27 protein-coding genes are annotated in these 26,282 nt (G+C 53.9%); 16 read left to right on the top strand and 11 right to left on the bottom strand.

Annotated features, from left to right (window positions below):
• Window positions 1-11: 11 nt before the first annotated feature.
• The 5 genes from ATL17_RS15370 to ATL17_RS15350 all read right to left on the bottom strand — a co-directional run bounded on the left by ATL17_RS15370 (window position 12) and on the right by ATL17_RS15350 (window position 5,231).
• The gene (locus ATL17_RS15370; protein WP_133573693.1) at window positions 12-941 is read right to left on the bottom strand and encodes a transketolase; all 930 of its coding nucleotides are present in this window, start codon (window positions 939-941) and stop codon (window positions 12-14) included.
• A gap of 98 nt (window positions 942-1,039) precedes the next feature.
• The gene (locus ATL17_RS15365; protein WP_133573692.1) at window positions 1,040-1,483 is read right to left on the bottom strand and encodes an RbsD/FucU family protein; all 444 of its coding nucleotides are present in this window, start codon (window positions 1,481-1,483) and stop codon (window positions 1,040-1,042) included.
• A 95-nt stretch (window positions 1,484-1,578) separates the two neighbouring features.
• Window positions 1,579-2,625, bottom strand: a complete 1,047-nt coding sequence (locus tag ATL17_RS15360; protein ID WP_133573691.1) for a substrate-binding domain-containing protein — start codon at window positions 2,623-2,625, stop codon at window positions 1,579-1,581.
• 54 nt (window positions 2,626-2,679) lie between these two features.
• Window positions 2,680-3,669 (bottom strand): ABC transporter permease, encoded by a 990-nt coding sequence (locus ATL17_RS15355; RefSeq protein WP_133573870.1) that lies wholly within the window; start codon window positions 3,667-3,669, stop codon window positions 2,680-2,682.
• 26 nt (window positions 3,670-3,695) lie between these two features.
• Window positions 3,696-5,231, bottom strand: a complete 1,536-nt coding sequence (locus tag ATL17_RS15350) for a sugar ABC transporter ATP-binding protein (protein ID WP_133573690.1) — start codon at window positions 5,229-5,231, stop codon at window positions 3,696-3,698.
• A 172-nt stretch (window positions 5,232-5,403) separates the two neighbouring features.
• Between ATL17_RS15350 and mtnK the strand changes: the two genes are divergently transcribed.
• The gene (mtnK, locus tag ATL17_RS15345) at window positions 5,404-6,672 is read left to right on the top strand and encodes an S-methyl-5-thioribose kinase (protein ID WP_246028735.1); all 1,269 of its coding nucleotides are present in this window, start codon (window positions 5,404-5,406) and stop codon (window positions 6,670-6,672) included.
• Window positions 6,669-7,763, top strand: coding sequence for an S-methyl-5-thioribose-1-phosphate isomerase (mtnA, locus tag ATL17_RS15340; protein ID WP_133573688.1), 1,095 nt, complete (start codon window positions 6,669-6,671; stop codon window positions 7,761-7,763). The genes mtnK and mtnA overlap by 4 nt, the downstream gene beginning before the upstream one ends.
• A 61-nt stretch (window positions 7,764-7,824) precedes the next feature.
• On the opposite strand, the gene ATL17_RS15335 is transcribed toward mtnA, so the two are convergent.
• Window positions 7,825-8,802 (bottom strand): sugar-binding transcriptional regulator, encoded by a 978-nt coding sequence (locus ATL17_RS15335; protein ID WP_133573687.1) that lies wholly within the window; start codon window positions 8,800-8,802, stop codon window positions 7,825-7,827.
• An 87-nt stretch (window positions 8,803-8,889) separates the two neighbouring features.
• Here ATL17_RS15335 and ATL17_RS15330 point away from each other — a divergent pair, with 87 nt between their 5' ends.
• On the top strand, window positions 8,890-10,929 hold the full coding sequence (locus ATL17_RS15330) for a bifunctional aldolase/short-chain dehydrogenase (protein WP_246028734.1): 2,040 nt from the start codon (window positions 8,890-8,892) through the stop codon (window positions 10,927-10,929).
• A gap of 21 nt (window positions 10,930-10,950) precedes the next feature.
• Here ATL17_RS15330 and ATL17_RS15325 read toward each other — a convergent pair whose 3' ends face one another.
• Entirely contained in the window at window positions 10,951-11,136 is a 186-nt protein-coding gene (locus ATL17_RS15325) for a DUF3008 family protein (protein ID WP_133573685.1), read from the bottom strand.
• 59 nt (window positions 11,137-11,195) lie between these two features.
• Window positions 11,196-11,564: a PRC-barrel domain-containing protein gene (locus ATL17_RS15320; RefSeq protein WP_133573684.1), complete on the bottom strand. Its 369-nt coding sequence runs from the start codon at window positions 11,562-11,564 to the stop codon at window positions 11,196-11,198.
• Between the two features lie 147 nt (window positions 11,565-11,711).
• Between ATL17_RS15320 and ATL17_RS15315 the strand changes: the two genes are divergently transcribed.
• Complete coding sequence (locus ATL17_RS15315; RefSeq protein WP_133573683.1) at window positions 11,712-11,924, top strand: hypothetical protein; 213 nt, start codon at window positions 11,712-11,714, stop codon at window positions 11,922-11,924.
• Between the two features lie 100 nt (window positions 11,925-12,024).
• Here ATL17_RS15315 and ATL17_RS15310 read toward each other — a convergent pair whose 3' ends face one another.
• Both ATL17_RS15310 and ATL17_RS15305 read right to left on the bottom strand, forming a co-directional pair.
• Window positions 12,025-12,477: a MaoC/PaaZ C-terminal domain-containing protein gene (locus tag ATL17_RS15310; RefSeq protein WP_133573682.1), complete on the bottom strand. Its 453-nt coding sequence runs from the start codon at window positions 12,475-12,477 to the stop codon at window positions 12,025-12,027.
• Window positions 12,474-13,364 (bottom strand): LysR family transcriptional regulator, encoded by an 891-nt coding sequence (locus ATL17_RS15305; RefSeq protein ID WP_133573681.1) that lies wholly within the window; start codon window positions 13,362-13,364, stop codon window positions 12,474-12,476. The genes ATL17_RS15310 and ATL17_RS15305 overlap by 4 nt, the downstream gene beginning before the upstream one ends.
• A 203-nt stretch (window positions 13,365-13,567) precedes the next feature.
• On the opposite strand from ATL17_RS15305, the gene ATL17_RS15300 reads away from it, so the two are divergent.
• The 12 genes from ATL17_RS15300 (at window position 13,568) to mauJ (ending at window position 25,432) form a co-directional block, all read left to right on the top strand.
• Window positions 13,568-15,067 (top strand): CoA-acylating methylmalonate-semialdehyde dehydrogenase, encoded by a 1,500-nt coding sequence (locus ATL17_RS15300; RefSeq protein ID WP_027835633.1) that lies wholly within the window; start codon window positions 13,568-13,570, stop codon window positions 15,065-15,067.
• 6 nt (window positions 15,068-15,073) lie between these two features.
• Window positions 15,074-16,216: an acyl-CoA dehydrogenase family protein gene (locus tag ATL17_RS15295; protein WP_133573680.1), complete on the top strand. Its 1,143-nt coding sequence runs from the start codon at window positions 15,074-15,076 to the stop codon at window positions 16,214-16,216.
• A complete protein-coding gene (locus ATL17_RS15290; RefSeq protein ID WP_133573679.1) occupies window positions 16,213-17,253 on the top strand; it encodes an enoyl-CoA hydratase/isomerase family protein in 1,041 nt (346 codons plus the stop codon). The genes ATL17_RS15295 and ATL17_RS15290 overlap by 4 nt, the downstream gene beginning before the upstream one ends.
• Before the next feature lie 29 nt (window positions 17,254-17,282).
• A complete protein-coding gene (gene mmsB, locus ATL17_RS15285; protein ID WP_133573678.1) occupies window positions 17,283-18,167 on the top strand; it encodes a 3-hydroxyisobutyrate dehydrogenase in 885 nt (294 codons plus the stop codon).
• A gap of 39 nt (window positions 18,168-18,206) precedes the next feature.
• Window positions 18,207-18,980: an enoyl-CoA hydratase-related protein gene (locus ATL17_RS15280; protein ID WP_246028733.1), complete on the top strand. Its 774-nt coding sequence runs from the start codon at window positions 18,207-18,209 to the stop codon at window positions 18,978-18,980.
• Window positions 18,981-18,982: 2 nt separating this feature from the next.
• Window positions 18,983-19,753 (top strand): SDR family NAD(P)-dependent oxidoreductase, encoded by a 771-nt coding sequence (locus ATL17_RS15275; protein WP_133573676.1) that lies wholly within the window; start codon window positions 18,983-18,985, stop codon window positions 19,751-19,753.
• A 9-nt stretch (window positions 19,754-19,762) separates the two neighbouring features.
• On the top strand, window positions 19,763-20,947 hold the full coding sequence (locus ATL17_RS15270; RefSeq protein ID WP_133573675.1) for an acetyl-CoA C-acyltransferase: 1,185 nt from the start codon (window positions 19,763-19,765) through the stop codon (window positions 20,945-20,947).
• Between the two features lie 18 nt (window positions 20,948-20,965).
• Window positions 20,966-21,715 carry an electron transfer flavoprotein subunit beta/FixA family protein gene (locus tag ATL17_RS15265; protein WP_133573674.1) on the top strand — a complete coding sequence of 250 codons (750 nt, stop codon included), beginning with the start codon at window positions 20,966-20,968 and terminating at the stop codon, window positions 21,713-21,715.
• Window positions 21,715-22,647, top strand: coding sequence for an electron transfer flavoprotein subunit alpha/FixB family protein (locus ATL17_RS15260; protein ID WP_133573673.1), 933 nt, complete (start codon window positions 21,715-21,717; stop codon window positions 22,645-22,647). The genes ATL17_RS15265 and ATL17_RS15260 overlap by 1 nt, the downstream gene beginning before the upstream one ends.
• Window positions 22,648-22,651: 4 nt before the next feature.
• A complete protein-coding gene (locus ATL17_RS15255; protein WP_208111225.1) occupies window positions 22,652-23,446 on the top strand; it encodes an enoyl-CoA hydratase-related protein in 795 nt (264 codons plus the stop codon).
• A gap of 99 nt (window positions 23,447-23,545) precedes the next feature.
• The gene (locus ATL17_RS15250; protein ID WP_133573671.1) at window positions 23,546-24,487 is read left to right on the top strand and encodes an alpha/beta hydrolase; all 942 of its coding nucleotides are present in this window, start codon (window positions 23,546-23,548) and stop codon (window positions 24,485-24,487) included.
• 129 nt (window positions 24,488-24,616) lie between these two features.
• Window positions 24,617-25,432 carry a methylamine utilization protein MauJ gene (gene mauJ / locus ATL17_RS15245; protein WP_133573670.1) on the top strand — a complete coding sequence of 272 codons (816 nt, stop codon included), beginning with the start codon at window positions 24,617-24,619 and terminating at the stop codon, window positions 25,430-25,432.
• A 59-nt stretch (window positions 25,433-25,491) separates the two neighbouring features.
• Here mauJ and ATL17_RS15240 read toward each other — a convergent pair whose 3' ends face one another.
• Complete coding sequence (locus ATL17_RS15240) at window positions 25,492-26,280, bottom strand: crotonase/enoyl-CoA hydratase family protein (protein WP_133573669.1); 789 nt, start codon at window positions 26,278-26,280, stop codon at window positions 25,492-25,494.
• Between the last annotated feature and the right edge of the window lie 2 nt (window positions 26,281-26,282).

Below are 26,282 nucleotides of genomic sequence, written 5' to 3'. Positions count from 1 at the left end.
AGTTTACTCCCTTAATGCGTGTCAAATTGAACAGGATCAATGCCCAGTTCTTTGGCGATAGATTGGTTCATCTCATCGCGCTCTTCTTCAGACTTAAAGCGCACATAGTGCAAACGCGGGAAGCGCCGCTGCAAAAATTCCATGCCTTTGGTGGGCGAGGAATGGGCAAGAATGATCAATGGCTGGCCTTCATGGGGTTCAGCTTTGGCTTCGCGCATGGCATTCAAATCATGGGCGTCAATTTCCACCACGGTGGCGCCAAAGGCGCGCATTTTGGTGGCGATGTCGCGCACTTCCATCACGGAAGACATGGCACCATCACATTGCTGATCGTTCACATCCATAATGGCCCACACATTATCAATGCCGTGGTGCGCACAGGCTTGGATGGCTTCCCATGTTTGGCCTTCTTGCACTTCACCGTCTGACATGAACACGCAAACTTCGCCGCTGTCGCCACGCAAGCGACGGCCATAGGCAAGGCCCGCGCCGGTGGAAAGGCCAATGCCCAATGTGCCATTGTGCACTTCCATGCCCGGGGAATGTTCGGCGCCGATCATTTCAACTGACGAGCCGTCCTTGTTGAACATTTCCAGCCCTTCTTCGGCCATGCGCCCCACTTCGATCAAGGTGGCATAGGCCACCAAGGCATAGTGCGCTGGCGCGATGAACAGACGATCATATTGCGGTTCAAACGGGCCGTTATAGCCCGCGCCGGTCACATAATCATCATTGCCGGGGGCTGGCACGCCGCCAAATGGTGGCGGGATCATGGGCATGGTGGGTTCGCCCAAATTCAGGGCTTCATTATAAAGCCACGCCAATTGCTCAGCCGCGGAACAAGCTTGGCTCAAATAGCCACCATTGTTGCGCATGGAATGTTCAAAAACGCGACGGCGAATGCCCAACGCGACTTCTTCAGTGGTTTTTTTATTCTTCACCAGATTCCCCAATCAAAGTTGGCGTGAATACATCAATTATTACTAATGTCAGTATCATATAACATTTGATAAATAAAGATCGAAGCGCTGCAATTTGGCTAAAAAATCACGCCCTTGCGCAAGATAAAGCACCCGAATGGACGCATCTCACCCACGCGCACAACGGCAAAGCAATTTTTGGCCTGTTGATAGAAGGTTTGGCGTTCGAGCGAACCCAATTTGGCACCCTCTGGCTTGGCATTTTCCAACAGCGCAAACACTTGGCTGTGCACTTCGCCCATCTCGGTTGGTGCACCGTCAATTTCCATGCGCCATGCGGCAAAGTCGTAAAATTCATCCAACGGGAAATGCGAAATCATCGCTTCAATAAGGGTTGGTGCGTCCATCGCAGGCAGGTCGACCAGTTCGCCAGAAACGGTTTCAAGCGCGGTTGATTGTGCCGGGAAGTTAGCGTCAACGATGGCGATCTCATCGCCATGGCCCATTTGCATCATCAGATAAACAAGGTCGGCGGACAGTTTTGCATCTATGCCTTTGAGCATATTGGCCTCCAAAGAAAAATGGGGCGACCGACGGGTGCTGCCCGACAGATCGCCCCAGTCAAAGGGTTGCGTCTTTTTAAGGTTAGACCCTTAAATTATGGCAGTGGCATCCACTCAGGTACAGCCACTGGCGCATGGGCGAACTGTGGCAATTTCTCGCTCAGCTCTTCCATATTTTTGATGTCTTTTTCCAACAGATCTTTTTGTGTGATCAAGGTTGGTGGCACCACAACGCTTGCGCCAGGGTTTTCACCAGCCAACATCATGGCCAATGCACGAACAGAAACTTCACCCACAACAGCCGGGTTGGTTGCTGCAGTTGCTTTCCACGCGCTGTTTGGCTCGCGCATTGCTGCGATGTCAGATGTTGAAACGTCAGCAGAATAGATGCTCACTTGCTCTGACATGCCTGCTTCGTCAACAGCGATTTTCACGCCTTTGGCGAATTCGTCATATGGCGCAAACATTACAGTGATGTCTGGGTTTGCAGACAAAACTGAACGGGCTTGGTTGGCGTTTGAGTTGGCAATTGGGTTGTCCAATGTGCCGAACTGGGCTTTTTCGTCGATGCCCGGATAGCGCTCTTTAAACTCTACCCATGTTTCGTTGCGGCGATCGAGCGGGGCAATGCCTGGCACATAAACATAACCGGCTTTCCAACTTTCGCCATTGTCAGCAATCGCTTGTTCCAAAGCCAAGCGGGCCAAGTCACGGTCAGATTGCTCGATTTGTGGCACGGCTGGGTTTTCAACGTTCACGTCAAAAGCCACCACTTTGATGCCTGCATCTACTGCGCGTTGCACTGCGGCTTGCATAGATTCAGTCAAACCATGCTGCACGATGATGCCGTCAACGCCCAATGCAATCGCTTGGTCCACCATGTCAGCCTGCAAGGCTGCATCTTGGCGGCTGTCGAGCACGCGCAAATCTACGCCCAATGCTTCTGACTGGCGCTCAACGCCTGACAAATAAGCCTGGAAAAAGTCACCGGTAGACAAATAACGCACCAAAGCGATTTTCACTTCGCCTGGATTGTCAAACGGGGCAGGCATATCAGCCGCTTGGGCCAAGCCTACAAAGCCAGATGCAGCTAGGGAAACCCCGGCGAGCAATTTGGCAAACATGCGTCTTGATAGGTTCATTTGGTTCCTCCGATTTAATCGACCGCTTTATTGAAGGCTCTAGGGTGGTCGGGCCTAGCGTCTATTTGAAAGTGCGAATGTGAACATGAGCGCGACAACCAGCACGCCGCCTTTCACAAAATCCTGGGTGTAATAAGGGGCATTCATCATGGTGAGGCCTTGCAGCAAAATGCCGACAAAAAGCGCGCCCACCGCGGTGCCGAATGCATTTGGTTTCGCTGCGCCCAAAACGGCAAAGCCGATCAGCGCCGCTGCCACAGAATCGAGCAGCAAATTGTTGCCTGAAGCAATGTCGCCACGGCCCAAGCGTGCCGCCAGCAAGATGCCGCCGACGGAAGCCAAAACACCAGAAATCATATAGGCGATGATTTTGTACTTCTTCACTGGCACGCCAGCGAGGCTCGCCGCACGTTCGTTCGAACCGATCGCATACATCACGCGACCATAGCGGGTATATTCAAGAAACAGCCAAATGCCGATGGCGATCACCACCAAAAAGACCACGGAAACCGGGATCAGATTGTCGATGAAAAAGTCAAAGCGGTGACGGCCAAGGGCCAGAAATTCGGGCGAGAAGCTGCCGCCTGCGGTTGATCCATCTGGCAAGCTCATGCCTGTCGCGATGGAACGGCCTTCGGTTGGAATGCGCTGCAAACCGATCAGCAAGAACATCATGCCCAAAGTAGCCAACAGGTCAGGCACCCGCATTTGCACAATCAAAAACCCATTGATCAGGCCCACTAAGGCGCCCATCAGCAAGCAGGCAACCACAGCCACTAGTGCGCTTTGTTCCATCACCACCATCACATAGGCGGAAAGCATGAGAGCCGAGGTGGCCACCGCGCCGATGGACAGGTCAAACCCGTCCACAACCAATGTTGCAGTAACGCCGAGGGCCAAAATGCCCGTGATCGCTACAGATTGGAAAATGAACACGGCGCTATAAGGGCTGGCAAAACCTTCTGCCGCCACGCTGAAATAGACCACAAGGCCAACCAGCAGGGCCACAAAGCCATAGCGGATGGCATAATCTGTCAGTGACATGGATTTTTTGTTCACACGGGTTTCGCTCATCGAGCAGCCCCTTCTTTTTGTTCTTGTAGATCTTGAGGTGCCGCCGCGCCTGAAACTTGCTCCAAGATCAGGTCCACATCGACATTTTCATTTTTGTGCTCGCCGACAATGGTGAATTCAGCCATCACCAAAATGCGGTCTGCAATCTCTAAGGCTTCATCTAGCTCAGCTACCAAAACGATGGTCGCCCGGTCCTTCGCGGTTTCGCGCAGTTTAGCGCCAATGTCGCGCCGGGCTGCAATATCTACGCCTTGGAACGGCTCGTCCAAAATCAACACATCGCTGGGGTGCGAGAGCCAGCGCCCCACCATCACTTTTTGCTGATTGCCGCCAGAAAGTGTGCCGATATCGTCATTGGCGCTTTGGCATACAATGCCCAGTTTGCTGATGGCCTCATTGGTGATGCGATATTCAGAACGGCGGCGCACAAAGCCGAGCGTCGACAGACTTGAAAGGAATGGCAGGGTGATGTTGCGGTTGATGTCAAAATCTTGCACCACACCATTGGTGCCGCGGTCTTTCGCGCACAAGAACACGCCTTGATTGATCGCGTCGCGCGCCGATTGTGGGGTGTAGCTTTTGCCTTTCAACGTCACCGTGCCACCGGCTGGGGCCAACTGGCCAAACAGCACTTCAGTGAGTTGGGTTTTGCCCACGCCCACCAAACCGGTGATAGCGATCACCTCGTTGCGGTGCGCGGTTAAATTGATCGGCTTGCTCTCAGGCTTGAGCTGCAGATTTTCCAGCTCCAGCACTTTTTCACCCGGCGCCTGCACCGCGATGTTTACATCGGTCATGGTGTGGCCAAGCATATCGTTCACGGCGCCCTCATAATCGAGAGGCTCAGTTTCATATTGGCCCACAATGGTGCCATCACGCATGGACACGATACGGTCCGCCACGCGGCGAATGTCTGACATGCGGTGAGAAATATAAAGAATGGCCACGCCGCCTTCGCGCAATTTATCGACAAGCGCAAAAAGCCGTTCGGCTTCTGATGCGGAGAGTGAACTTGTCGGCTCATCCAAAATCATCAATTTCGGCGCATGCGCCATGGCGCGGGCAATGGCCACCAATTGGCGGTCCGCCAAGGTGAGGTCGCTCACCATCATGTTCATATCGAAATTGAGGCCCAGCTTTGCGGCAATTTCTTCCGCGGAGCGGCGAATTTTGCGGGGGTTGAGCACGGGCGCGCTTTTCGGGTTGGCCAGCCAATCCAGCATCAGGTTGGACGCCACGTCCAAATCCGGCACCACGCCATCATTGATATTTTGGTGGACGGTCACAATGCCCGCTTGCAGCGCTTCAGAAGGTGTGGTTGGTGCGAAGGGCTTTCCGTTCAATTCAACTTGGCCCGCATCGGCGGCATAAAGCCCGCAGATGATTTTGACCAAGGTGGATTTACCCGCCCCATTGGCGCCCATCAGCACGGTGACTTTGCCCGCAGGGATATCTAAATCCACGCCGCGCAGCACACGATTGGCCGCAAAACGCTTTTCAAGCCCGCGAATTTTGATGGGTATTCCAGCCATAAACTCCTCCGATAGCGGCACGATAAATGCATTTCGCATCAAATGTCAAACGTTATTGACATTTGACATTTAAATTGCAAATCATGGGGCAATATGTGTTTGGCGTTTTGCGCTTGCCATGTCACCCTAACCCCTGAATTTGTTAGTGTGACCAGCGCATTGGGAGGATATTGTGAGCAATCCATATGAACCACTAAATGTAGACACAATTGGCGAAAAACTTGGCCATTTGGAGATCTTGAAAGAAAAAGTTGGGCCTGATGCGGCAAGCTGGTCGGCGCAAGAAGTTGGCGATGGCAACCTCAATCTTGTCTTTATTGTCACTGGCCCAAATGGCCAGGCGATTGTGAAGCAGGCCTTGCCCTATGTGCGGCTGGTGGGCGATAGCTGGCCGTTGCCCCTAAAGCGGGCTTTCTTTGAATATCACGCGCTTATTCGCCAAGCTAAATATGCGCCGGAAGATGTACCTGAGGTTTATCATTTCGACGAATCGCAAGCGCTGATCGTGATGCAGTTCATGACCCCGCATGTGATTTTGCGCAACAGCTTGCGCGACGGGATCAAGCACGACAATCTGGCCGAGGTGATGGGCAAATTTTGTGCCCGTACCCTGTTCCGCGGGTCCGATCTGTCTATGGACACCAAAGAGCGCAAAAAAGATTTGGCACTTTTCGCCGACAATATTGAATTGTGTGACATCACCGAAAATCTTGTCTTCACCGATCCGTATTTCGATGCGGAGATGAACCGCCACACCAGCCCACAATTGGATGGGATTGTGGCGAGCTTGCGCGCTGACATCGATATGAAGGTTGCGGCCCAGCATTTCAAAGCCAAATTCTGCAACAATGCTGAAACGCTGTTGCATGGTGATTTGCACACAGGCTCCATTATGGTCACCGAAAGTGACACCGTGGTGATTGACCCTGAATTTGCCACCTATGGCCCCATCGGCTTCGACATCGGCATGTTGCTGGGCAATTTCTATATGGCGTTCTTCGCGCAGGATGGTCATGAAGCGTCTAAAGGCGCGCGTGATGATTATGCGCAATGGATTTTGGATGTTACCTGCGACATCTGGCACCATTTTGAAGAAGAGTTCAGCCATTTGTGGCGCACGGAGCGCACTGGCATTCTTTATGACAAACGGCTTTATGAAGATCAGGGCCACAATCTTGCATCTGAACAAGCGCTCACAGATCGCTTGAATCAAATCTGGTCAGATGCGCTGGGCTTTGGCGGCATTGAGATGCACCGCCGCATTTTGGGCCTTGCCCACATTATGGAGCTCGACAGCATTGAGGACGCCGATTTGCGCGCCGCTTGCGAGGCACGGGCTTTGCAGTTTGGCCGTCAGATCGTGATCTCACGTGACGCTTATAAATCCCCACATCAAATCGCCGAGCTTGCGCGCGCGGTCAGAAAGGACAATTTCCTATGAAAATAGATGGCACTCATTATCGCTCCATTTGGTTAGGGGATGATCAAAAGACCGTCAAAATCATCGAGCAGCGCCTGTTGCCGCACGAGCTGAAAGTGGTGGAGCTGAAATCACGCGAAGATGCGGCTGTGGCCATTAAAGATATGTGGGTGCGTGGTGCACCCTTGATCGGTGCCACCGCCGCCTATGGCATGGCGTTGGCCATGGCCAATGATCCATCAGATCAAAATCTTGATGCTTCATGGGAAATTTTGAACGAAACCCGCCCCACCGCTATCAATTTGCGCTGGGCGTTGGACCGCGCCAAAGCCCACCTCAGCGCTATTGCGCCAGCGGAACGGGCGGCTGCGGCCTATAAATTGGCGGCTGAAATTTGCGATGAAGATGTAGAGATCAATCGCGCCATCGGCCAAAACGGCCTCAAGCTCATTGAAGAGATTGCGGCGAAGAAAGCCCCTGGTGAGACGATCAATATTTTAACTCATTGCAATGCGGGGTGGCTCGCCACTGTGGACTGGGGCACCGCCACCTCGCCCATTTATCACGCGGTTGAAAAGGGCCTTAAAGTGCATGTGTGGGTTGATGAAACCCGCCCCCGCAACCAAGGCGCACAATTGACCAGCTGGGAAATGGCAAGCCATGGCGTGCCGCACACTTTGATCGTCGACAATGCGGGCGGCCATTTGATGCAGCACGGGCAAGTGGACCTGGTGATTGTGGGGACAGACCGCACCACCGCGCAAGGCGATGTGTGCAACAAGATCGGCACCTATTTGAAGGCACTGGCTGCCAAAGACAATAATGTGCCATTTTATGTGGCCCTGCCCTCACCCACCATCGATTGGACGGTGAATGATGGCGTGAAAGAAATTCCAATCGAAGAACGCGATGGCCGCGAAGTGACCCATGTTTATGGCAAGCTGGAAAATGGCGAGCGCGATTGGGTGCAAATTTCACCGGATGCAACACCGGGCGGCAACCCTGCCTTTGATGTGACACCAGCGCGGTTGATCACTGGTTTGATCACAGAGCGCGGTGTGTGTGCCGCGTCTAGTGAAGGACTAAAAAGCCTATTCCCTGAGCAGGAATAAATGCGAAAGGGGCGCAACTCAGGTTGCGCCCTTTTTCTCAATTTGCCTTGGATTGTTCTGCTTAGTCTAGTGCAAGGATAAGCTGCGCTGTTTCAGCATCTGTCACCAAATGGGTGGCATAGCCCCCATTCATCACCGCCGCCATGGCTTGCGCCTTATCTTCACCAACGGAAACCAGCAAGCCAGTTTCGAGGTGAGTGAGTTTTTCCAACTCAATGCCGATCATTCGGTCGTCCAACGGCCCGTGCACAGGCTTGCCCGCTTGATCTACAAAGCGACCGCACAGCACGCCGCATGCGCCCTTATCGACATAGGTTTTCAAATCATCTTCGGTAGCAATGCCACTCATCACCACATGGGAATTGGCGTTGACGGAGCCGGCGGCAAACACTGCCTTGTTGCATTGCTCTAAGGCCGCCAATTGATTTTTGATGATCGGCTCAGCCCGCAATTGCCGCGCCAATTCCACATTGGTCACAATGGCTGGGGCGTGCAAATTGATGCAGGCTGCGCCAAGCCCTTGCGCCAGATGGGCGGAGCAAATTTCAGCAGTAAAGCCATATGGCGTTGCCATGGAGCCGACCAATTGCGCCACTTCCACATCGGGGATGGTGACGTTAGCAGAGGAAACCAGCAGTTCGGCCATTTCATAAATGGTTTGGCCCCATGCCACGCCCAACTTGTCGCCGGGTGCCACCAAATCTGGCAACCACTCTGCCGCGCCCCGCGCCGCGCGGGTTAATCGCGCTTGAATATCGCCCTGCCCGTTGGGCACAATGAAGGCGGCTTTCAGGTTAAATTTTTCGCGCAATTGGTGGGAAAGCTTATGGCCCATAAACACATCAGGTGCCATGGTGACGCGGATGTAATTTTTCTCCCGCGCTTCCTGCAAATAATTGACCACAGTGGCGCGTGACACATCCAGCCGGTCGGCAATTTCATTTTGGTTCAGCCCATCATGATAATAAAGCCATGCGGCTTCCACCACAATTTCATCACCACTCACCTGGCCAGAAGCCCGCCTTTTGCCGTATGCCATAATTCCCCTCTTTTTTCTATTTGACAGATGTTGCTAACATTTGTCAAATTACAAAAAATCATCCCTAAAAATTGGACGGACGGCCTCGTGGTAAAAAATCTCTGGAACGAACAAGACGCGCAATCTTTTCTCGATAATGCTGGCCCAGAGGAAGCAGATCGTCAACTGGCATTGAGGGTTTATACATCCCGATTGATTGGTCAAGACCCTGACATGGTTATGCATGGGGGCGGCAACACGTCTGTTAAGGTCAAACGGCCCAATATTTTCGGCGATGAGATTGATGTGCTGCATGTTAAAGGCAGCGGTTGGGACCTTGAAACCATTGAAGCGGCGGGCCTGCCCGGCGTGCAAATTGAGCCGCTTAATAAGCTGCGCGAATTGCTGGCCCTGTCTGATGAAGATATGGTGAATTTGCAGCGCTCCAACTTGCTGGACAGCACTTCACCAAATCCGTCGGTAGAAACATTGCTGCACGCCTATATCCCGCATAAATTTGTTGATCACACCCACGCCACAGCCATGTTGGCATTGGCCAATATGCCGAATGTGGAAGAGGTGGTGAAAGAGATTTTTGGCGATAAGGTCGCGCTGGTGCCATACATCATGCCCGGCTTCGAGCTGGCAAAGGTCGCGGCCGATATTTTTGATCAAAACCCAAATGTTGAAGGGCTGCATTTGATCAATCATGGCCACTTCACCTTCGGACCAGACGCTAAAAGCTCATATGAACTGATGGTTGAACATGTGAGTGCGGTTGAAGCTTGGTTTAATGCGCGTGCCGCACAGCCCGCAGCAGCACCCAGCTCAACAATCAGCGCGAACAGCATTTTGCCCAAAATTCGCGCCAGCCTCGCCCGCGCCATGAAGGCTCATACGGGCAATCAGGATCAAGCAGCTCCCTTTTTAGATTTGCGCGCCAATGATCAAATTCTGAGTTTTTTGACCCGCGATGATTTGGGCGATCTGGCCAAGCGCGGCGTTGCCACACCAGACCATGTGATCCGCACCAAAGGCTTCCCCACCATCATCGCCAGTGACGACCAAGCCAGCGTGGATGCTGCCATTGATGCGTTTGTGGAAAGTTACAAAGCCTATTTCGCCCGACAGGATGCGCGGGTGAGCGACAAGAAAACCATGCTGGTGCCAACGCCAAACCTTTTCTGGGTGCCCGGCCTTGGCTTGATCGGTGCAGGCGCCAACGCATCCGCCGCGCGCATTGCGGCTGATTTGGGCACGCAGACCATTCAAGTGATGGAGTGGGCCGAAGCCAATAGCGGTTTCTATCCAATCAAAGAAGATGATCTGTTCGATATGGAATATTGGTCACTGGAGCAGGCCAAATTGGGCAAAGCTAAGCCAAAGCCATTGCAGGGCAAAGCTGTGCTGGTTACGGGCGGCGCAGGCGCAATCGGCTTGGCCACGGCTAAAGCTTTCAAGGACCAAGGCGCGAACATCTTTTTGGTGGACCGCGATCAAGACAGCCTTTTGACCGAGCTCGGTAGTTTGGGCATGGACCATGATGGCGCGGTGATTGATTTGTGCAGTGCTGAGGGCCCGCAACAGGCCGTGGACGCCATGGTGCGCCGATTTGGCGGCATTGATATTCTGGTCAGCAATGCAGGCGCTGCGTGGTCAAAATCCATGCTCGACATGGATCAGGACACATTGCGCAATAGCTTTGAATTGAACTTTTTCTCGCACCAGAAAATCGCGCAAGCCGCTGCAAAAGTGATGCAGGTGCAAGGCGCTGGTGGGCAGATTTTGTTCAATGTGTCGAAGCAGGCGGTTAATCCGGGCAAAGATTTTGGCGCCTATGGTTTGCCGAAAGCGGCGACCTTCTTTTTGGTGAAGCAATTTGCGCTTGAGCTCGGCGAATTAGGCATTCGCGTCAATGGCGTCAATGCGGACCGTATCCGCTCTGGCTTGCTCACCGATGAGTTCATCGAAAGCCGTTCAAAGTCCCGTAATATCAGTGCGGAAAGCTATATGGCGGGTAATTTGCTGAAGCGTGAAGTTGAGGCGAGCCATGTGGCGGATGCCTTTGTCGCGCTGGCATTGGCCGCTCGTACCACCGCGCATATCATGACGGTTGACGGCGGCAACATTGAAGCCAGCCTGCGCTAAGAAATAAAGCGGGCACGTGGGCTAATTGTCCACGTGCTCTGGTTTATTGTCATGCTTGGTTTCAGCAAAATCACGCAGTTCTTCTTCGCTCATGCTGTCATACATGTCCTTGGCGGCACCTTGCAGGTCGCTGACTTTCATTTCACCGCGTTTAGCGGCCAAAGCCATGCCGGCCGCCTTTTGCTGCGCTTTGGATTTTGCGGGCATTTTTCGCTCCCATCAAATGGCACCACCGCGCCAAAAATTGGCGCAGTGGCTTGTGTCTGTTAGATAAAATAGGGCGGTGTGCCATAGTGATGATAGATGCGATGTTCAAACTCGCGATCATTCAGCGCGGTCACTTCTTCAGCTGAAAAGGTTGGCGCTGACTTCAACTGTTCTTCCGGCACATCGAGCTTATAGCCACCAAGGTCGGTGTCATAATCAAGCTTTTCCCATGGCACGGTGTGATAATCTTCACCCATGCCCAAAAAGCCGCCAATGGACAGGATCGCGTGTGCCACTTTACCAGTGCGCTTGTTGATCATCACGGATTTCACCGTGCCCATTTTCTCGCCTGCAACATCGTAAACCTTTGTACCGTCTACTTTTTCTGCGGCGATTAAGTCATGTGTTTCGTCGAGTACAATTTGCATTTCATCCTCCTTTCGCCGCCATAATGGCGACAGATGAGATGTAAGGAAAACGCGTACCCTGTGCCGTTGGTTCCACCGTGATCATGAAAATTCGAAGGAACCTTCCAGACAGAAAAACGTTTCCCTGCCAACTAAAGGAGCAGAGAAATGGCTAGTAAATTCATCATATTAGGTATCGCCGCGCTGCTTTGTGCTGGCGCATCGATGCTGGTGGAAATGTTTGTTTTTGGCGGCGGGGTAAGCCCCAACCGCATTGTGCAGGAAAGCTTCTTCCTGCCGCTAAGTTTTATCCTGTTGCTGATCTCAGGTGCGTTCCTGATTATCGGCGCCATGATCAAGGTGGCAAAGGCGAGCCACTAGCTCGCCCAAAAAGACTGAAATCGCCCCCTATAACTTTAGAAAACTCTAAAAAAGTTTTAGTGAAATTATAGGGGGTAGCGCTAAAATTTTAGCGTCGATTTCAATTCTCCCGACACGGGACCAGACAGGTCCATTTTTGGGTAGCGACGAGCTTGCCGGTGTCCAAATTGACCGTGTTCAGCAAAATGCCGACATAGCCGCGGGGGGTGGTGCGGGATTTGGTGAGCTCGACGATTTCGCCCTTCACCGTGACGCTTTCGCCCGGATAGACCGGGGCGGCGAATTTCAAATCGTCGATGCGCATACCGATCAGTGGGTTTTGGCCGAAGGGCTTGATCAGCGCCATGAGGCGCATGGTGGCGGAGAGGGTTTGCCAGCCGGAGGCGATGATGGTGCCGAAAGGGCCGTCTTTCGCCTCGTCCTCATTCACATGGATGAATTGCGGGTCATATTCTGAAGCGAACTCGTGCACTTTTTCGGCGGTCAGCGTGTAGGTTTCGGTTTCGAATTTTTCGCCTATGGTCAAATCTTCAAAATAACGGGTCTTTGTCATGCTCTTGCTTTCAGGCGCTGTTGCACATCTTTGGTGATGAAATCGGCCACCGTGCGCACACGGGTCAAGTGGGCCAAATCTTCGTGAATGGTGAGCCACAGATCGCGCTTGATCTCCACTTCATCGGACAGGATGGGGATCAGGTTGGCGTGATCTTTGGCGATATAATCGGGCAGAATGCAGACCCCGGCCCCATCGACCGCCAATTGCACTTGCACATGCAGGCTGGTGGCGGTGAGGTGGGCTTTGAGCGAGGGGTCGACGCTGGGGATATAATCCAGCTCCTTATCGAAAATCATATCGGGGATATAGCCGATGCCGCGCACGCGCTTCAGGTCGCGGCGGGTGACGATTTCAGCGTGATTGTCGAGATAGGTTTGCGCACCATAAATATGCAGGGCGTAGGACGCGATTTTGCGGATTTTGACGCGGCCTGTTTGTGGCCGTGAGCCGGTGATGACAAAATCAGCCTCGCGCTTGGAGAGTGAAAAATTGCGCGGCACGGTGATCAATTGCACTTCCAATTGCGGGTGCAGGCGGCAGAGTTCTGCCGCGCCCTCGGCTAGTAGAAAGCTGGCGACGCCCTCATGGGCGCCGATGCGCACGGGGCCGGACAAGTCGGAGCGCTTGTCGCTCAGCTCATCAATAGCGCGCATGGCGTCGCTTTCCACCTGCTCGGCGATGGGCAGCATTTTCAGCCCGGCATCGCTAAGGGCATAGCCCTGGGGCGAGCGGTGGAACAGCTTGGTTTTAATATTATCTTCCAGCGCGGCAATGCGGCGCGACACGGTGGCGTGATCGACGCCCAACTGGGCGGCGGCCAAAGTGAGCGTGCCGTGGCGGGCCACAGCGAGGAAGAACCGAAAATCGTCCCAATTGGTGCGCATAATGGTGTGAGATTAGCCGATGTGTTACACTATAGCTACTGTATTTTTGCACAATGGTTTTGCTTGATTTGTTGTTGAACGCCCATTCACGCACAATATGATGCGGGCGATATATTTTTTAAGGCGCAGTTTGCGCAGCGCACAGCCAAAGCTTGTCATTTGAGCTGATATTGCGCGCAAGGGATCTGGAGGAGGCCCGAGCAATGAACGAGATCACCCACTTTATCAATGGCGAACATGTTAAAGGTACCTCTGGCCGTTTTGCCGATGTGCTGAACCCGGCGACTGGCGAAGTACAGGCGAAAGTGCCACTGGCCAGCAAGGACGAATTGGCCAAGGCCATCGAGATTGCCAAGGAAGCGCAAATCGCTTGGGGCAATACCAATGCCCAGCGTCGTGGCCGCGTGATGATGAAATTTGTTGAGCTTTTGCATCGCGACATGGACAAGCTGGCCGAAGCTCTGTCGCGCGAGCACGGCAAAACTTTGCCGGACGCGAAAGGCGATGTGGTGCGCGGCTTGGAAGTGGCCGAATTTTCCATCGGAGCGCCGCACTTTATGAAGGGCGAATATAGCGCCGCTGCCTCAACAGGCATCGATATTTATTCCATGCGCCAGCCTTTGGGCGTTGTGGCGGGCATTACGCCGTTCAACTTCCCGGCCATGATCCCCATGTGGAAATTCTGCCCAGCGATTGCCGCGGGCAATGCGTTTATCTTGAAGCCGTCTGAGCGCGATCCATCTGTGCCGAACATGCTTGCGGAGCTGATGATCGAAGCGGGCTTGCCCAAGGGCGTGTTGAATGTGGTGCATGGGGACAAGGAAGCCGTGGACGGCATTTTGGACCATGAAGATATTCAAGCGATCGGCTTTGTGGGCTCGACCCCGATTGCGGAATATATCTATTCGCGCGGCTCCGCGAACGGTAAGCGCGTGCAATGTTTTGGCGGCGCGAAAAACCATATGATCATCATGCCGGATGCGGACATTGAACAAGCCGTGGATGCGCTTGTGGGTGCTGGGTATGGCGCGGCGGGCGAACGCTGCATGGCCATTTCCGTTGCCGTGCCTGTGGGCAAGGAAACTGCCGACAAATTGGTGGCAGCGTTGAAACCCCGCGTGGAAGCGCTGCGGGTTGGCCCTTACACAGAAGGCGACAATGTAGATTTTGGCCCGCTGGTGACTGGTGATGCGCTGAAGCGCGTGACTGGGCTGGTGGATAAGGGCGTTGAAGAAGGCGCTGACCTTGTTGTGGATGGACGTGGCTTTAAGCACAGCACCAACCCCAACGGATATTTTATCGGCCCTTGCCTGTTCGACAATGTGACCGAAGGCATGGACATCTATAAAGAAGAGATTTTCGGCCCTGTGCTTTCTGTGATGCGGGCGGAAACTTATGAAGATGCAGTGGGCTATGCCATGCGCCATGAATATGGCAATGGCGTTGCGATTTTCACCCGCGATGGCGACACGGCGCGTGATTTCACCCACCGGATCAATGTAGGCATGGTCGGCGTGAACGTGCCGATCCCCGTGCCGCTCGCTTATTACACCTTTGGTGGCTGGAAACGCTCTGGCTTTGGCGATTTGAACCAGCACGGCCCAGATGCGTTCCGCTTCTATACGCGCACCAAAACGGTGACCTCGCGTTGGCCTTCTGGCGTGAAAGAAGGCGCGAGCTTTACCATTCCTGTTATGGAGTAATCCGAGATGGATTTTGCATTAAGCGAAGAACAAAGCGCCATTTTTGATATGGCGCGGGAATTTGCCGCCGAGAACATTGCGCCGAACGCGGTGGAATGGGATCAGGCCAAGCATTTTCCGCTGGATGTGATCAAGCAAACGGCCGAATTGGGCATGGCGGGCATTTATGTGCGCGACGATATTGGCGGCTCTGACCTGACCCGGCTGGACGCAGCGCTGATTTTTGAAGCCCTTTCCCATGGGTGCCCAGCCACGGCCTCGTTCCTTTCCATCCACAATATGTGCGCTTGGATGATCGACACTTTTGGCAGCGAAGAGATGCGCCAGGAATGGGGGCCACAGCTTTGCACCATGGACAAGGTGGCCAGCTATTGCCTCACTGAGCCGGGCTCCGGCTCAGACGCGGCGGCGTTGAAAACCACGGCCAAGCGTGACGGCGATCACTTTGTGCTGAACGGCACCAAGAGCTTTATTTCTGGTGGCGGCGTATCAGACCTTTATATTGTGATGGCCCGCACTGGCGAAGAGGGTCCGAAGGGTATTTCGGCCATCTTGGTGGAAAAGGGCACAGAGGGTCTCAGCTATGGTGCCAATGAAAAGAAGATGGGCTGGAACGTGCAGCCCACCTCCGAAGTGGTGATGAACAATGTGCGCGTGCCGGTCAGCAATTTGCTGGGTACGGAAGGCGACGGGTTCAAATATGCCATGAAGGGGCTTGATGGCGGACGGTTGAACATTGCCGCCAGCGCCTTGGGCGCAGCGCAAGCCGCGCTCGACAAGACGCTGAGCTATATGGAAGAACGCAAAGCCTTTGGCAAAAGCATCAACCAGTTTCAGGCGCTGCAATTCCGCCTTGCCGACATGGAAATTGAGCTGCAAGCGGCCCGCACCTTCCTTTACAAGGCGGCTTGGACCTATGACCAGCAATTGCCAGAGGCGACCAAATATTGCGCGATGGCGAAACGGTTTGTGACCGACACGGCCTTTGATGTGGCCAATCAGGCGCTGCAATTGCATGGCGGCTATGGCTATCTGGCTGATTATGGCATTGAGAAAATCGTGCGGGATTTGCGGGTGCACCAGATTTTGGAAGGCACCAATGAGATCATGCGCATGATTGTGGCGCGGCAACTCTTGAGTGCAAAATGAGCGACAAAGACGTTCTGATTTCGAGCCAAAATGGGGTTGGGCACATTGTGCTCAACCGCCCAAAAGCCTTGAATGCGCTCAGCCATAAAATGGTTTTGGATATGCTTGAGGCCATGAAGGCATGGCAGGGCGATCCAGACATTCATGCGGTGCTAATTGAAGGCGCGGGCGACCGCGCTTTTTGCGCGGGCGGCGATATTCAAGCGGTTTATGAAAATGGCCGCACCGACCATGATGGGGTGATGCAATTTTGGCGCGACGAATATGAATTGAACGCGCTGATTGAGAATTACAACAAGCCCTATGTGGCCATGATGCATGGATTTATTATGGGTGGTGGCGTGGGCGTCTCGGCCCATGGCAGCCACCGGATCGTGACCGACAATTCCATTATCTCCATGCCGGAAACGGGTATCGGGTTTTTGCCCGATGTAGGCGGCACCTATTTGCTATCTCGCGCACCGGGCGGCTTAGGGTATTTCTACGGGTTGACCGGCGGACGCATGACTGCCGATGATGCCATCTATTGTGGATTTGCGGATTATTACGTACCGGAGGACAAGTTTAACGCGCTGAAAGAAGCCATTTTGGCAGGTGGCGATGTGGATGAGTTGATCAAAGCCCATGCGGCAACACCGCCAGAGGGCGATGCACGCTGGCACCACACGCAGATTGCTGACTGGTTTGCCGACAAGAGTTTTGACGATGCCATGGCAGCGATTGAAGCGGATGAAAGCGAGTTTGCGCAAAAGGCGCTGAAGGTTTTGAAACGCCAGTGCCCGCTTTCCGTAAAGTCCACGTTCCGCGCCATCAATGACGCCAAGAACATGGACAGTATCGAACCTTGTTTGGGGCAGGAATTCCGCTATGCGGATGCCTCGCTTTATGAGTTCAATTTTTATGAAGGCATTCGCGCCGCGATTATTGAAAAGGATCGCAACCCGCAATGGGTGCCTGCAACGCTTGACCAAGTGACGGAGCAAATGGTGGACGCCATGTTTAAGCCGCTTGGGGACAAAGAGTTGAAACTGAAATAGACATTTTCTCGCGTCTTTGGGAGGACAAAATGAAAATTGCATTTATCGGATTGGGCAATATGGGTGGCCCCATGGCGGCCAACCTCACCACCGCCGGGCACGAGGTGCTAGGCTTTGACCTGAACCAAGAGATTGCCCAAAAGGCAGCGGCGCATGGCGTAAAGCTGGCACACAGTGCCGAAGGCGCGGTGGAAGGCGCTGACGCGGTGATCACCATGTTGCCGAACGGCAATATTGTGCTGAGCGTTTACAAGCAGCTTTTGGGGCTGGCCAATAAGGGCACCGTTTTTCTCGACTGTTCGACCATTGATGTGAAAAGCGCCGAAGAGGCGCACACTATGGCCAAAGAAGCAGGCATGTTGAGCCTTGATGCGCCCGTATCTGGCGGCGTGGGCGGCGCGGAAGCGGGCACCCTAACCTTTATGGTGGGCGGCAGCGACGATGCCTATGGCAAGGCCAAGCCGCTGTTCGACATTATGGGGCAAAAGGCAGTGCATTGCGGTGAAGGCGGCGCAGGACAAGCCGCCAAGATCTGCAACAATATGCTGTTGGGCATTTCCATGATCGGGGCGGCGGAAGCCTTTAACCTTGCGGACAAGCTTAACCTCGATAAATCCGCATTATTTGATGTCATTTCCACATCATCTGGCTCTTGCTGGAGCGTGAACACTTATTGTCCGGTGCCAGGCGTTGGGCCGGAAAGCCCCGCTGACCGGGACTATAAGCCAGGCTTTGATGCCAGCCTGATGCTGAAAGATTTGAAACTAAGCCAAGATGCGGCTGCCCAAAGCGACGGGGTGACCCCTCTTGGCGCACACGCCACATCATTGTATGAAAAGTTTGTCGAAAAACACGGCGTGGGGCACGATTTTTCCGGCATCATCAACGATTTGGATGCGCTTGGTAAAGACTAGGCGCATTCATTTCTAAATTTGATCGAGGTAAAGGACAGCGTGATGACCGATGTTATTTTGGTGGAACAGGTCGAGCGGGTGGTCAAGATCACCCTCAATCGCCCAGACGCCCTTAATGCGCTCAATTTAGAGGTGATGGAGGCTGTTGCCTCCGCGCTTGAGCAATATGATCGCGACCCGAATGTGGGCTGCTTTGTGATCACCGGATCAGAAAAAGCATTTGCCGCCGGGGCAGACATTAAAGAAATGCAAGACAAGACCGCAACCGACATGCTGAACGCAGATTGGTTTGCCGGGTGGGATCGCCTGTCGCGCATCCGCACGCCAATTTTGGCGGCGGTGAACGGCTATGCCCTTGGCGGCGGCTGTGAGTTGGCGATGATGTGCGATGTGATTTATGCGGGCGACCGCGCGAAATTTGGCCAGCCAGAAATCAAGCTTGGGGTGATCCCCGGCATGGGCGGCTCACAACGGCTGACCAAAGCCGTGGGCAAATATAAAGCCATGGACATGATTTTGACCGGCCGGATGATGGACGCCACGGAAGCGGAGCGCTGCAATTTGGCGGCGCGGGTTTTTGATGCTGCTAGCCTGGTGGATGAAGTGATGAACATCGCCAAGGAGATTGCTGGATTTGGCAAACTCTCTGTGATGGCGGGCAAAGAAGCGGTGAACCGCGCGCTTGAGGGCGGCTTGACCGAGGGCGTTTTGTTTGAACGCCGCAGCTTCCACGGCTTGTTCTCCAGCCACGACCAAAAAGAAGGCATGTCCGCGTTTAGCGAAAAACGCGACGCCAAATTTAAAGGTGAATAAATATGCATATTAATCGCGAATTGACCGTGGTCGTTTCCGGCGGCGCGTCAGGCCTGGGCGAAGGCGTGGCGCGGCATTTGGCCGTTTTGGGCGCAAAGGTTGGCATTTTCGATTTGAACGAAGACGCTGGGCAAAAAGTGGCCGACGAAATTGGCGGCGCTTTTGCCAAAGTTGATGTATCCGACAGCGCCAGCGTGGCGCAAGGCTTTGAGCATGTGCGGGGCCAGTTGGGCCAAGAGCGGGTGATGGTGAACTGTGCGGGCATTGCCCCAGGTGCCAAAACTGTAGACCGCGACGGCAATCCGCATGATGCGGGCCTGTTTGCCAAAACATTGGGCGTGAATTTGATCGGCAGCTTTAACTGCGCCTCACAATCTGCTGCGGGCATGGTGAAAACCGATGCGCTTGAGGGTGATGGCGAACGTGGTGTGATCATCAACACGGCGTCGGTTGCTGCCTATGAGGGGCAGATTGGCCAAATTGCTTATTCCGCATCCAAGGGCGGTATTGTAGGCATGACCCTACCGATGGCGCGGGACTTGTCGCGCGATGGCGTGCGGGTGCTGTCGATTGCGCCGGGCATCTTTTTAACCCCGATGATGAAAGGCTTTTCGCAAGAAGTACAGGATTCACTGGCCGAGAATACCCCGTTTCCAAAACGGTTGGGCCATCCCGAAGACTTTGCCAAGCTTGTTGAACATATCATCATCAACACCATGTTGAATGGCGAGACCATTCGCTTGGATGGCGCGGTGCGCTTGCAGCCGCGATAGGAGCATTTCATGACGGATCATATTGTAATTGTTGATGCGGCCCGGACCCCAATGGGTGGGTTGCAAGGCGATTTGGGCACAGTGACCGCCCCAGAATTGGGCGCCGCCGCCATTAAGGCCGCTGTGGACCGCGCTGGCCTGAAACCAGAAGATATTTCTGAAGTGCTGATGGGCAATGTGCTCAATGCTGGCGTTGGCCAAGCCCCGGCGCGGCAAGCCGCCTTGGGCGCGGGGCTGACCCTTGGCACCCCTTCCACCACCATTTCAAAAGTGTGCGGCTCTGGCATGAAGGCTGTGATGCTGGCCCATGACCAACTCAAGGCGGGCAATGGCGACATTGCTGTGGCAGGTGGCATGGAAAGCATGACCAATGCGCCTTATTTGTTGCCCAAAATGCGTGGCGGTGCCCGCATGGGCCACACCGACGTGATTGACCATATGTTTTTTGACGGGTTGCAAAATGCCTATGGTGAGCGCGAATTGATGGGCCAATTTGCTGAGAATTGTGCTGGGAAATATAGCTTTAGCCGTGAGCAACAAGATGAGTTTGCCCTCAACTCGTTGAATAAGGCTTTGAAAGCACAAGAAAGTGGCGCGTTTGCCAAAGAAATCACCCCGGTGACCGTTAAGGGCCGCAAGGGCGACACTGTGGTGGAGCAGGATGAGCAGCCACGCAATGCCCGCCCGGACAAAATTCCGAGCTTGCGCCCGGCCTTTGCCAAAGATGGCACCGTGACTGCGGCCAATGCGTCTTCCATTTCTGATGGGGCAGCGGCGTTGGTGCTGATGCGGGAGAGCGATGCCAAAGCTAAAGGCTTGAACATTCGCGCCCGGATTATCGGCCATCAAAGCCATGCGCATGAGCCAGGTTGGTTCACCACCGCGCCAGTACCTGCCATGCAAAAGCTGATCGACAAGATCGGCTGGGCAGTAGATGATGTGGATCTTTGGGAAATCAATGAGGCCTTTGCTGTGGTGACCCTAGCAGCGATCCATGACCTCAAGATTGACGCTGATCGCGTGAATATTCACGGCGGCGCTTGTGCGCTTGGCCACCCAATTGGCGCTTCTGGCGCGCGCATTCTCGTAACGCTCTTGCATGCACTTGAACACACCTCTAAAAAGCGCGGTGTTGCATCGCTATGTATCGGTGGGGGTGAAGCAACGGCCATGGCAATTGAGATTGCCGAATAACTTACGGAGACCAATAAGATGAAAATTCTTGTACCCGTGAAACGGGTCGTTGATTACAACGTCAAAATCCGCGTGAAAGCGGATGGAACTGGCGTTGATCTCGCCAATGTGAAAATGAGCATGAACCCCTTTGACGAAATTGCCGTTGAAGAGGCGTTGAAGCTGAAAGAAGCTGGCAAAGCGGAAGAAGTGATCGTGGTGTCGATCGGCCCAGACAAGGCGCAGGAAACCTTGCGCACAGGTTTGGCCATGGGCGCGGATCGCGGCATTCTGATCAAGACAGATGAAACAGTGGAGCCGCTTGATGTGGCCAAATTGCTGAAAGCTGTTGTGGATGAAGAACAGCCACAATTGGTGATTTTGGGCAAGCAGGCCATCGATGATGATGCCAACCAAACCGGTCAAATGCTCGGCGCGTTGCTCGGCTGGGGCCAAGGCACATTCGCTTACACCGTTGAACTCAACGACAATGGTGTGGACGTGACCCGCGAAGTGGATGGCGGGTTGCAAACCGTGTCGCTCTCCCTGCCCGCGATCATCACCACAGATTTGCGCCTCAATGAGCCGCGCTATGCCTCTTTGCCGAACATTATGAAGGCGAAGAAAAAGCCTTTGGACGTTAAAGAGCCTGGTGACTTTGGCGTTGAGATCAAAAACCGTTTGACCGTTCTTGAGACCACCGAGCCGCCAAAACGCAAGGCAGGCATTAAAGTGGGTTCCGTTGCAGAGCTGGTTGATAAATTGAAGAACGAAGCGGGGGCAATCTAATGACGACACTTTTGATTGCTGAACATGACAATAAAAGCTTGAACGAAGCTACCTTGCGCGCGGCCAGTGCGGCAGCGCAATTGGGCGGCGGTTTTGATGTGTTGGTGGCTGGTGAAGGCGCAGGCGATGTGGCGGCGGAAGCGGCAAAAATCGCAGGTGCAGGCAAAGTGCTGCACGCCGACAATGCGGCTTTTGCTCACCAGTTGGCGGAGCCTGTGGCCGATCTTATCGTCTCTTTGGCCGATGGCTATGATGCGATTGTGGCCCCGGCGACATCCAACTGGAAAAACACCCTGCCCCGCGTGGCGGCTTTGCTCGATGTGATGCAGATTTCTGACATCACCGAAGTGGTGAGCGGCGACACATTTGTGCGCCCGATCTATGCGGGCAATGCGTTCCAAAAAGTGCAAACCAGCGACGCCAAAAAGGTGATCACTGTGCGCACCACCGCTTTTGAAGCGGCCGCATTGGATGGCAGCGGCAGCGTGGAAAGCGTGGAAAGCGCACCAGCCAATTCCATTTCCAGCTTTAAAAGCGAAGAACTGGCCGGCGGTGATCGGGTTGAATTGGCGAGCGCTAAAGTTGTGGTTTCAGGTGGTCGTGCTTTCGGCTCGAAAGAAAAGTTCAACGAGCTGCTTGAGCCATTGGCCGACAAGCTGGGCGCGGCGCTTGGCGCCTCTCGCGCTGCGGTGGATGCGGGCTATGCCCCGAACGATTGGCAAGTGGGCCAAACCGGCAAGGTTGTGGCACCAAAGCTTTATATCGCCATCGGCATTTCTGGCGCGATCCAGCACTTGGCAGGCATGAAGGACAGCACCACAATCGTGGCGATCAACACTGACGAAGATGCCCCTATCTTCTCTGTGGCTGATTATGGCCTTGTGGGCGATTTGTTCACGCTGGTGCCTGAGCTGACAGCGGCTTTGGACTAATCTGATGAGCTTGCCCACGCTCACCGATGCCAAATTGAGTTTGGATGCGGGCGTGGCCACGCTGACATTTTGCCGTGAGGACGTGTTGAACGCCCTCACCGGCACCAACCTGATCGATGATATTATCGATACCCTTGACTGGGCCGAGGCCAGCTCCGACGTTGGTTGCGTGATCCTTACTGGCACTGGCAAAGGCTTTTCATCTGGCGGCAATGTGAAAGACATGCACGAACGCACAGGCATGTTTTCTGGCGGGGTAGATGATATCGCGGCGGCCTATAAGGCCACCATCCAGCGCATCCCGATGAAATTTGCCGAACTGAGCGTGCCCGTAATCGCCGCGATCAATGGTGTGGCTGTGGGCGCGGGCTTTGACCTGACCGCCATGTGCGATATCCGCATCGCCGCTGACCATGCGCGCTTTGGCGAAAATTTCGTCAATATGGGGCTGATCCCCGGCGATGGCGGTGCTTATTTCTTGCAGCGCGTTGTGGGCTATCAGCGGGCTGCAGAACTGACCTTTACCGGGCGCTTATTTGATGCCAAGGAAGCCAAAGAGATCGGCTTTTTGCTGGATGCCGTGCCTGCCGACCAATTGATGGATCGGGCCACCACACTGGCAAATGAAATCGCCTCTAAACCACGCTATCAAGTGCGACAATCAAAATTGCTGATGCGCAAAGCCCAGCAGATGAACCTCTCTGACTTTTTGGATCATACCGCCCTTGTGCAAGGCACCTGCCACCATTCAGGCGCGCACAAAGACGCGGTGGCGGCGTTTGTGAACAAACAACGGTAACGCCACGGGCCAACGCGCCATCAATCAAGTTCTTGTGCATTCTGAACTAAGGACAGGCGGGCTAACTCGATTTATTTTCTCCGTTCGGAGGAATTTATTATGCCCTTAAGTCCAGAAATTAGAGCCATTATTGATGAAGCGTCGCAGAAGCCGCTGTTTAACACTATGCCCATTGAGGAGGCGCGGGCCTTTATCGCCAAGATGAGCGAAGGCGCCGGATGGAGCGAGAGCTTGCCAGAACTCGGCAAAATCTATGACCGCACGGTGCGTGGGCCAGCGGGAGACATTCCCGTGCGCGTTTACCGTCCGAAAGGAGACGGGCCCTTCCCGCTGGTGGTTTATTTTCATGGCGGCGGCTTTGCACTGGGCGATCTCAACATCGATGATGCCATGTGCCAACGCTATTGCCATGAGGCTGAGGCGGTGGTGGTGTCCGTAGATTATCGGCTGGCGCCAGAGCATAAATTTCCGGCAGCGCCGGAGGATTGCTATGCCGTAACCGTTTGGGCCATGGGCGACGGCGCCGCAGAGTTGGAAATCGACCCTGAACGCGCCGTAACGGCAGGCATGAGCGCTGGGGGCAATTTGGCCACAGTGGTGCCGATGATGTTGCGCGATCGCGGCGAAAAGCAAGTGAAAGGGCAATTGCTGCAAGTGCCTGTTGCCGATTGTCCCGGTGACCCGGAAACCCAATCCTACCAGCAATTTGCCAGCGGCTATATGCTGCCTGCTGAAGAAATGTATTGGTTTTGGGATATGTATACCGACAAGGACACAAGGCAGCACCCTTATGCCGCCCCGCTTCGGTCAGATGATCTTGCCAACTTGCCACCCGCCTTTGTGTTGACGGGCGAATGCGATGTTTTGCGGGATGAGGGCGAAGCCTATGCCGCAAAACTCAAGCAAGCGGGTGTGGAGGTGCAGGCTATCCGTTATGACGGCGTGGACCATTTTGTGTGCGCCTTCACGGCCGTCAGCCCAATTTCGCGCCGGGCCGTTGCCGACAAGATTGCGTGGCTAAAGGATATTTTTGCGCGATAAGTTTGGCTTTTGCAATTGTTTGCCCCCTCAATCCCTCCCCCACAAGGGGGAGGTAAGCGGATCTCAAGGCGTATTGTTTCGAATGAAAATCTTGCTAGATTAGGCTATCGCGCAACCTAGAAAGCGAAAATGCTCAGAGAACTTCAGAAAATCGATAGTGAAGTGTTTTTTGAGAAGGGCAATTGGGGCTACGCTGCTTTAGTGGGGATTGCGATTCCCTCTCTTCCCGTTTCCATAGAATTCGCTGACCAAAAGATACTTTTCCGCTCCGGTCGTGTTGCTACAAATGACTTGCCTCCAATTCACCACATGATTGCGCTCAAACAACCAAACGGAACTGCGTTGTCACAAGCCCACCAGCATATTTGCGATTTCGCGAATGCTCTTTCTTGGATTAAGGAAACGCCTATCGAAATAAAGGAATTCTCCGGCGGCGACTTGCCCAGGCAACAAGGTTACATTGGAGAAACAAGCATTGAGTTTAACAACGATTTCTTTATCGAGTATCTCTCCGAACCATCGAATCACAGCGCAAAACTTGCATTGGCAATCTACAGAGAAGGCCAATTGCTAAACATTCCTGCCTACCAATGTCTCTCATATTTCAGAATCTTAAATTTGGCGCATGGGCGTGGCGGTCATCTTAAGCAGTGGATTCGAGAACACTTTGACGATGTGCGTGAATATCGGCCAAACCGTCTTCACGATTGGGAACCAATGCCTACAAAAAAGACCGACAGCACAATCGAACAATATTTTAATGTTTCAAATAGATGTGCTGTTGCGCACGCTAGCGCAAAAGAACCTACAATAGACCCCAATGACTTGGACGACCTGCAACGAATGCAAAATGACTTGCCATTTGTGAAAGCGATGGCTGCATATACAATTGAGCACACCTTTGGCATTCCTTCAGCCCAAACAGCATTCAGAATGCGCCGTTAGCCGCAATTGGATTACCGGGGCAAGCCCGGTAATGGCAGCGGTGGATTTGTTTCCGCAGGCTATCTCACCCAATTGGCTTTACGCTTATCGAAAAAGGCACCGATGCCCTCTTGCGCGTCCGAGGTTTCCCAGGTGTCGGCCAGTTGGCGGATCGTGTCGTCGATTAACGCTTCATCCAGCCGGGGGCCGAGTTGGCGGGCGAGTTTTTTCGCGGCGGTGACGGCCTGCGGCGAGGTGGCGAAATAGGGTTTGATTTCGGCTTCCACCGCTTCATCCAGCAATTCAAACGGCACTGATTTGGCCACAAGGCCTAATTGTTGCGCTCGATCTGGTCCGAATAGGGCGGCTGAGAAAAACACCTGACGGGCATTGCCCTCGCCCATGCGGGCCACCACATAGGGGCTGATGGTGGCTGGGATCAGCCCGAGTTTGGTTTCAGTCAGGCCAAATTTGGCGTGATCTGCCGCCACGACCATATCGCACACGGCCATCATGCCCACGCCGCCGCCAAAGGCATTGCCATTGACCTTGCCGATCAGCGGTTTTTCCAGCGTGTTCAGCGCGAAGAGCATCATGGCCAGCTTTTTCGCTTCCGCCATGCGCGTTGCCCTGTCCGCATCAAACTGCTCGCGCATCCAATTGAGATCACCTCCGGCGCAAAAACTCTTGCCCGCGCCCGTCAGCACCACCACGCGGATCGCCTGATCCTGATTGATCTCAGCCGCTGCGGCGGTGAGTTCAGCAATCATATCTGCGCTCATGGCATTGTGCTTTTCGGCGCGATTTAGCGTGAGTGTCGCGACGCCTCGAGTGTCGGTTTCTAAAGAGATGGTGGTGTAATCGGGCATGA

This window comes from Maritalea mobilis, from assembly GCF_004363175.1.
In the GTDB taxonomy this organism is placed as follows: Bacteria; Pseudomonadota; Alphaproteobacteria; order Rhizobiales; family Devosiaceae; genus Maritalea; species Maritalea mobilis.
Note: the sequence above shows the minus strand (reverse complement) of the source record. Positions and strands in the feature narration are given on the sequence as shown.

Coding starts and splice junctions, on each gene's coding strand:
- ATL17_RS15365 (WP_133573692.1), bottom strand. CDS start 1,483: ATGCTCAAAGGCATAGATGCAAAACTGTCCGCCGACCTTGTTTATCTG.
- ATL17_RS15360 (WP_133573691.1), bottom strand. CDS start 2,625: ATGAACCTATCAAGACGCATGTTTGCCAAATTGCTCGCCGGGGTTTCC.
- ATL17_RS15355 (WP_133573870.1), bottom strand. CDS start 3,669: ATGTCACTGACAGATTATGCCATCCGCTATGGCTTTGTGGCCCTGCTG.
- ATL17_RS15350 (WP_133573690.1), bottom strand. CDS start 5,231: ATGGCTGGAATACCCATCAAAATTCGCGGGCTTGAAAAGCGTTTTGCG.
- mtnA (WP_133573688.1), top strand. CDS start 6,669: ATGAAAATAGATGGCACTCATTATCGCTCCATTTGGTTAGGGGATGAT.
- ATL17_RS15335 (WP_133573687.1), bottom strand. CDS start 8,802: ATGGCATACGGCAAAAGGCGGGCTTCTGGCCAGGTGAGTGGTGATGAA.
- ATL17_RS15325 (WP_133573685.1), bottom strand. CDS start 11,136: ATGCCCGCAAAATCCAAAGCGCAGCAAAAGGCGGCCGGCATGGCTTTG.
- ATL17_RS15320 (WP_133573684.1), bottom strand. CDS start 11,564: ATGCAAATTGTACTCGACGAAACACATGACTTAATCGCCGCAGAAAAA.
- ATL17_RS15315 (WP_133573683.1), top strand. CDS start 11,712: ATGGCTAGTAAATTCATCATATTAGGTATCGCCGCGCTGCTTTGTGCT.
- ATL17_RS15310 (WP_133573682.1), bottom strand. CDS start 12,477: ATGACAAAGACCCGTTATTTTGAAGATTTGACCATAGGCGAAAAATTC.
- ATL17_RS15305 (WP_133573681.1), bottom strand. CDS start 13,364: ATGCGCACCAATTGGGACGATTTTCGGTTCTTCCTCGCTGTGGCCCGC.
- ATL17_RS15300 (WP_027835633.1), top strand. CDS start 13,568: ATGAACGAGATCACCCACTTTATCAATGGCGAACATGTTAAAGGTACC.
- ATL17_RS15295 (WP_133573680.1), top strand. CDS start 15,074: ATGGATTTTGCATTAAGCGAAGAACAAAGCGCCATTTTTGATATGGCG.
- ATL17_RS15290 (WP_133573679.1), top strand. CDS start 16,213: ATGAGCGACAAAGACGTTCTGATTTCGAGCCAAAATGGGGTTGGGCAC.
- mmsB (WP_133573678.1), top strand. CDS start 17,283: ATGAAAATTGCATTTATCGGATTGGGCAATATGGGTGGCCCCATGGCG.
- ATL17_RS15275 (WP_133573676.1), top strand. CDS start 18,983: ATGCATATTAATCGCGAATTGACCGTGGTCGTTTCCGGCGGCGCGTCA.
- ATL17_RS15270 (WP_133573675.1), top strand. CDS start 19,763: ATGACGGATCATATTGTAATTGTTGATGCGGCCCGGACCCCAATGGGT.
- ATL17_RS15265 (WP_133573674.1), top strand. CDS start 20,966: ATGAAAATTCTTGTACCCGTGAAACGGGTCGTTGATTACAACGTCAAA.
- ATL17_RS15260 (WP_133573673.1), top strand. CDS start 21,715: ATGACGACACTTTTGATTGCTGAACATGACAATAAAAGCTTGAACGAA.
- ATL17_RS15255 (WP_208111225.1), top strand. CDS start 22,652: ATGAGCTTGCCCACGCTCACCGATGCCAAATTGAGTTTGGATGCGGGC.
- ATL17_RS15250 (WP_133573671.1), top strand. CDS start 23,546: ATGCCCTTAAGTCCAGAAATTAGAGCCATTATTGATGAAGCGTCGCAG.
- mauJ (WP_133573670.1), top strand. CDS start 24,617: ATGCTCAGAGAACTTCAGAAAATCGATAGTGAAGTGTTTTTTGAGAAG.
- ATL17_RS15240 (WP_133573669.1), bottom strand. CDS start 26,280: ATGCCCGATTACACCACCATCTCTTTAGAAACCGACACTCGAGGCGTC.